Origin of the sequence: Aeromonas media (genome assembly GCF_000819985.1) — a bacterium.
Classification (GTDB): domain Bacteria; phylum Pseudomonadota; class Gammaproteobacteria; order Enterobacterales; family Aeromonadaceae; genus Aeromonas; species Aeromonas media.
The window spans coordinates 1-5,462 of sequence record NZ_CDBZ01000224.1; the positions used below are offsets into that span (position 1 = coordinate 1).

Sequence of the window (5,462 nt, forward strand, 5' to 3'; positions counted from 1 at the left end):
AAAGTGTGCTCCCGCCCTGCTAAGTACCGCACCATGTACTGCTCGGCTGCTGTCGGCTATCGCCCCATGATTGCGGAGATCGCCGATGCCAAGCAGAGCCCGGCGAAGCTCGCGGAGCGGGCCTGCAATCAGGCCATTCTGGCGGCCATGGAGAGCGAGGACGAAGCACTGCTGGCCCAACGAGACAAGGCCTGCGCCGCCGTGCGATAAGGTGTATTTCCCTGATAAAAGAAATGGTTAGGGATAATGGATGTGTGCCAAGGCACAGTCTCTGCCAAGGGGACTGGTTATGATGGGGTGGGGATCACCACCACAGGGAGCATGCATGATCAGCCATATCGACCATCTGGTATTGACGGTGAGCGACATCGAGCGGGCGGTAGCGTTTTACAGCCGCGCCTTCAAGATGGAGCCCATCACCTTCGGGGAGGGGCGCCGGGCCCTGCGCTTTGGCAACCAGAAGATCAATCTGCAATTGCTGGGGGAGGAGCGGCGCAACCGGGCTCAGGTGGGCTCTGGGGATCTCTGCCTCATCACCCGCTGGCCCCTGGATCAGGTGATGGCCCAGCTCGCGAGCCAGGGGGTCGAGATAGTGGAGGGACCGGTGACAAAAAGCGGTGCCTGCGGCCCCATCGAATCGGTTTATTGCTTGGACCCGGATCAGAACCTTATCGAGATCAGCCGCTATCGCTGAGCACCTCTGGCGCGTCACAACGGGTTTATTCCCCCTTGGCGAGGAGTCTGCGCAGCAGAGGGCGCAAGGTGAGCACCATGCCGATGAAGAGCAGCAGATAGCCCAGGGGCAGCAGGGCAAAGGGCTCGTGCAGGAATCCCTGTGCATCCACTGTGGTGCCAAGCAGGTTGAAGGCCCCAAAGCAGCCGAGCCCGGCCAGGATCAGGAGGGCGCCTATGGTCGTTGTCATCTCGTTGTCCTCGTTCGCGCATGAAAGAGGGGTGAGGGTGTCATGGCTGGGTGAAGTGGGCGTGAAGTGGCGCCGGGCATGCAACCTGCGATCGCCCAGATGAAAGCGACAGCGATGCATCTAACACAACAGGGCAGCCATGGGCTGCCCTGTTGCTTTTGGGGGCGTTTCGGGGAGTGGCGGGAACTAGCAGACCCCTTGCGCCAGCATGGCGTCGGCCACCTTGACGAAGCCGGCGATGTTGGCGCCGCTTTCGTAGTTCACATGGCCGTCATCCTGATCCACCTGGCCGTAGCGCACACAGGTGGCGTGGATGCTGGCCATGATCCCCTTGAGACGGGCGTCCACCTCCTCCCGGGTCCAGGAGAGGCGCTGGGCATTCTGGCTCATCTCGAGACCCGAGGTGGCAACCCCACCGGCGTTGGCGGCCTTGCCTGGTGCGAACAGCACCCTGGCGTCGTGGAAGAGGCGGATGGCGGCGGCGCTGGAGGGCATGTTGGCCCCCTCGGCCACCAGCTGTACGCCGTTCGCGATCAGGGCGGCGGCGTCCGATTCATCGAGCTCGTTCTGGGTAGCGCAGGGGAGGGCGACGTCGGTCGCCAGGTGCCAGGGGGTACGACCGGTGAAGAACTCCAGCCCCAGCTCGTGGGCGTAATCCGCCACTCGCTTGCGCTGCTCGTTTTTAAGCTCCATCAGGCGTGCCAGCTTCTCCGGGGTGAAGCCGTCGGGATCATAGACGGTGCCGCCGGAGTCGGAGACGGTGATGACACAGGCGCCGAGCGCCATCGCCTTCTCGATGGCGTACTGGGCCACGTTGCCCGAGCCCGACACCGAGACTCGCATGCCATCGAGGGACTGGCCACGATGGGCCAGCATGGCCTCGACGAAGTAGAGCAGGCCGTAGCCGGTGGCTTCCGGGCGAATGAGGCTGCCGCCAAAGGAGAGTCCCTTGCCGGTGAAGACGCACTCGGCGCTGTTGGTGAGCTTCTTCATCATGCCCGCCATGTAGCTCACTTCGCGCCCGCCGACCCCGATGTCACCGGCCGGCACGTCGGTGTTGGCCCCGAGGTGGCGATAGAGCTCCAGCATCAGCGCCTGGCAGAAGCGCATCACCTCTCCCTCGCTCTTGCCCTTGGGATCGAAATCGCTGCCCCCCTTGCCGCCGCCCATGGGCAGGGTGGTGAGGGCATTCTTGAAGGTCTGCTCGAAGGCGAGGAATTTGAGCACCGAGAGATCCACCGAGGGGTGGAAGCGCATGCCTCCCTTGAAGGGACCGATGGCGCTGTTGTGCTGGATGCGGTAGCCACGGTTCACCCGCACCTGACCCTGGTCATCCACCCAGCTCACCCGAAACTGCACAAGGCGCTCGGGCTCCACCAGCCGCTCCAGCAGGCCGTGTTGCAGGTAGCGGGGGTGACGCTCCACATAGGGCCAGATGGAGGCGACGACCTCACTCACCGCCTGGATGAACTCGGGTTGGTGGGGGTTGCGGCTGGCCACCTGGGCCAGGAATGCCTCCTGAGAGAGGGAATGACTCATCTGTAACTCCTGTAATAAAGGGAAATTGGCCTCTTGCCAGAGAAGGATCGGCGCCGCACCCCGCTTTATATTCGACGGTGAAAGTGAATACGGATAAAAATTTGTTTCGTGGCGGTAATTGCCGACAATGATGGCGGTGACGCCGCTACATGGCCGACACGAACGTGATAATTCGCGCTGACGAAAATCTCTTTATGCATTTAAAGTCAATAAATAGCAAGTTTTAGTTCATCCCTCTCTATGGGTATCCTTCGACGCTCTCTGCGACCGCTGGCTTGTCGCTCCAGGTTGGGCAGGGGAGAGAAGAGCGGGAGCAGGGGTAAGGTGGGGCGGATGGCAGGATCCGGTGCACGGGGCGGGGCAAGGGATGGCGCAATATGCTACTGTAGCGGCGTTTTTTTGAAGAAAGGGCGGCCTTGCCCTTTTGAAGAGACTGATTGCAGGCGCTTTTTGTAGATTCTTTTTTGTTGATTCTTTTTGTAGATGGACATGTATGCAGACTAACCCGACCATGACCTGGCTGACTGAGCCGACACTTCTTTTGAACTCCACTATCTGGCAGGTGACCCATGCTGGCCGATGAATCCATGCGCCTGAACAAATACATCAGCGAGAGCGGCATCTGCTCCCGTCGCGAGGCCGATCGCTTCATCGAGCAGGGCCATGTCTACATCAACGGCAAGCGGGCCGGGATCGGCGATCAGGTGTTTGCCGGGGATCTGGTCAAGGTCAACGGTCAGGTGATAGAGGCGCGGGAGGCGGACAGCCTGGTCTTCATCGTGCTGAACAAGCCGGTGGGCATCGTCTCCACCACGGAGGCGGGGGAGAAGGACAACATCGTCGACTTCGTCAACCACAGCACCCGCATCTTCCCCATTGGGCGCCTCGACAAGGACTCCCAGGGCCTCATCTTCCTCACCAACCACGGGGATCTGGTGAACAAGATCCTGCGGGCGGGCAACGATCACGAGAAAGAGTACCTGGTGACCGTGGACAAGCCGGTGACAGACGAGTTTATCCGGGGCATGGGGGCCGGGGTGCCCATCCTCGGCGCCGTCACCAAGAAGTGCAAGGTGAAACGAGAGGCCCCCTTCGTGTTCCGCATCACGCTGGTGCAGGGGCTGAACCGCCAGATCCGCCGCATGTGTGAGCACTTCGGCTTCGAGGTAACCAAGCTCGAGCGCATCCGCATCATGAACGTCAGCCTCAAGGGGTTGCCGGTGGGGGAGTGGCGCGACCTTACCGACGACGAGCTGATCGAGCTGTTCAAGCTGATTGAAGACTCCTCCTCCGAGGCCAAACCGGCCAAGGGGGCGGCGCCTGCCAACAAGCCGGTTGCCAAGGCGGCCCAGGGCAAGAAGCCGCGCCGGGACGACGATCACGAGATTGGCGGGCGCCCCAACGTACCGGGCCCGGAAGCCTTCGAGAAGAAGAGCCCCGCAGGCAAGGGCGGCGTGGGCAAGGGAGTAGCTGCTAAAGGCGCCGCTGGCAAGGGGGCCCCGGCCAAGGGGGGCAAGCCGGCCACTGCGGGCAAACCGCGCACCAACCAGGGTGGACGGCAGAAGAAGGGGCGCTAAGGCGCCCCGTCACTCGCTTTTCAACTTGCTCAATACACCGGCCCTAGGCCGGTGTATTGCTTTGTGCCGTCTGGCCCCGTTGGCTGACAGGAACCGCAGGCTGTCGCATCACGCGGGCGTAGTGGCGCGGATCCAGACGCAGTACCAGCAGGCTCATCAGCGCCACCCCCCCCAACTGCCACTGCCAGGCGCTGGCAAAGTCGCCGCTCAAGTGATGCAGGCGCGCCGCCACCCAGGGGCCCGTGGCCGCCAGGATGAAGCCAAACCCCTGCATCAGGGCGCTGAGGCTGCCGGCGCGCCTGGGGTCTGGCAGGTGATCCAGCGCAATCACCATGATGAGGGAGAAGCTGCCGCCAAGGCCTGCACCGCACAGCAGGCACCAGAGGATGGGGGCGAATTCTGGGGCGAGCCAGAGGCCGCCAAAGCCCGCCACCTGCGCCGCGATGGCGAGCCCCATCCAGGGGCGCCTGTCCAGCTTGCGCGCCGCCAGCAGCGGCAAACCCAGGCCGCTCACGGTCTGGGCCAGGGCCAGCCAGGCCACCAGCTCGCCCCCCTGCTGGGGGCTCCACCCCAGCGCCAGGTAGGCGGGGGCCAGCCAGGCCACGACGATGCCGTAGCCGCTGTTGATGATGCCAAAGCAGGCGATCAGCAGCCAGGCGCGGGGCAGCGCGATCAGCCGCTGCTCCCCTGACTCGGTGGCGTGTGGCGCGGCGGCGGGCAGGCGCACCCGCCAGCCGAGCCAGACCAGGGCCAGCAGCACCGGCAGGCTCCACAGAGCCAGCGCCCGGGACCAGTCGAGGTGCAGGGCGAGGCGCGGGGTGAGTACGGCGCCGAGTGCCCCGCCCCCCATCATGCAGGCGGAGAAGATCCCCATCACCAGAGGCACCTTGCCCGCGAAGGCGCGCTTGATGAGGCCGGGCAGCACTCCCTGAACCAGGGCCGACCCCAGCCCGCACAGGGCGGCGCTGGCGATAAGCAGGGTACCGCTCGCGAGATCGAGGCGCAGGGCGCTGCCCAGCATCAGCAGCAACAGGGCCGCGCCGAGCACGGGGCGTGGCCCGGTCTTGTCGAGCAGGGCCGGGGTGAGCAGGACGCCGACCCCGATCAGCAGCAGCGGCAGCAGGGTGACCCAGGCCAGCCTGTCCATGCCGAGCGCCAGCTGGGCATCTATCTCCCCCGCCAGGGGGCCGATGGCGGTGAGGAAGGGGCGCAGATTGATGCCAATCAGCACCACCAACACCAGCAGGGCGCCGCTGCCGGAGGGAAGCGGGCGCTTAATCATGGGACTGGGGGCCGTAGAGGACGGCGGCCGGGATGGGGCTTGGCAGCTTGATCAATGGCAGGGGCGGCGGACTGAGGGGCAGGCGCAGCGCCGCGTAAGCGGTGCTGCTGTCAAAGCCGAAGGGGGCCGCATCTTCATTGT

Annotated in this window: 5 protein-coding genes and 1 pseudogene; 3 read left to right on the forward strand and 3 right to left on the reverse strand. The window is 64.2% G+C overall.

Annotation, left to right across the window (positions count from 1 at the left end; genetic code table 11):
- Together BN1127_RS20105 and BN1127_RS20110 are read left to right on the forward strand one after the other, a co-directional pair.
- Positions 1–210 (forward strand): annotated as a pseudogene (locus tag BN1127_RS20105) (hypothetical protein); the annotation flags it as partial.
- A 115-nt stretch (positions 211–325) separates the two neighbouring features.
- Positions 326–694 carry a VOC family protein gene (locus BN1127_RS20110; RefSeq protein WP_042650623.1) on the forward strand — a complete coding sequence of 123 codons (369 nt, stop codon included), beginning with the start codon at positions 326–328 and terminating at the stop codon, positions 692–694.
- 25 nt (positions 695–719) lie between these two features.
- Here the strand turns inward: BN1127_RS20110 and BN1127_RS20115 are convergent, their stop codons facing one another.
- Positions 720–923, reverse strand: a complete 204-nt coding sequence (locus tag BN1127_RS20115; protein ID WP_042650624.1) for a DUF3955 domain-containing protein — start codon at positions 921–923, stop codon at positions 720–722.
- Positions 924–1,109: 186 nt separating this feature from the next.
- Positions 1,110–2,462: an NADP-specific glutamate dehydrogenase gene (gdhA, locus tag BN1127_RS20120; protein WP_042650625.1), complete on the reverse strand. Its 1,353-nt coding sequence runs from the start codon at positions 2,460–2,462 to the stop codon at positions 1,110–1,112.
- 569 nt (positions 2,463–3,031) lie between these two features.
- Here gdhA and rluF point away from each other — a divergent pair.
- A complete protein-coding gene (rluF, locus tag BN1127_RS20125; RefSeq protein WP_042650626.1) occupies positions 3,032–4,039 on the forward strand; it encodes a 23S rRNA pseudouridine(2604) synthase RluF in 1,008 nt (335 codons plus the stop codon).
- Between the two features lie 43 nt (positions 4,040–4,082).
- Here rluF and BN1127_RS20130 read toward each other — a convergent pair whose 3' ends face one another.
- The gene (locus BN1127_RS20130; protein WP_042650627.1) at positions 4,083–5,321 is read right to left on the reverse strand and encodes a cyanate transporter; all 1,239 of its coding nucleotides are present in this window, start codon (positions 5,319–5,321) and stop codon (positions 4,083–4,085) included.
- Positions 5,322–5,462 lie beyond the last annotated feature (141 nt).

Bases quoted from the DNA above. Each gene is read 5' to 3' on its own strand.
- BN1127_RS20110 (WP_042650623.1), top strand. From the start codon at position 326: ATGATCAGCCATATCGACCATCTGGTATTGACGGTGAGCGACATCGAG.
- BN1127_RS20115 (WP_042650624.1), bottom strand. From the start codon at position 923: ATGACAACGACCATAGGCGCCCTCCTGATCCTGGCCGGGCTCGGCTGC.
- gdhA (WP_042650625.1), bottom strand. From the start codon at position 2,462: ATGAGTCATTCCCTCTCTCAGGAGGCATTCCTGGCCCAGGTGGCCAGC.
- rluF (WP_042650626.1), top strand. From the start codon at position 3,032: ATGCTGGCCGATGAATCCATGCGCCTGAACAAATACATCAGCGAGAGC.
- BN1127_RS20130 (WP_042650627.1), bottom strand. From the start codon at position 5,321: ATGATTAAGCGCCCGCTTCCCTCCGGCAGCGGCGCCCTGCTGGTGTTG.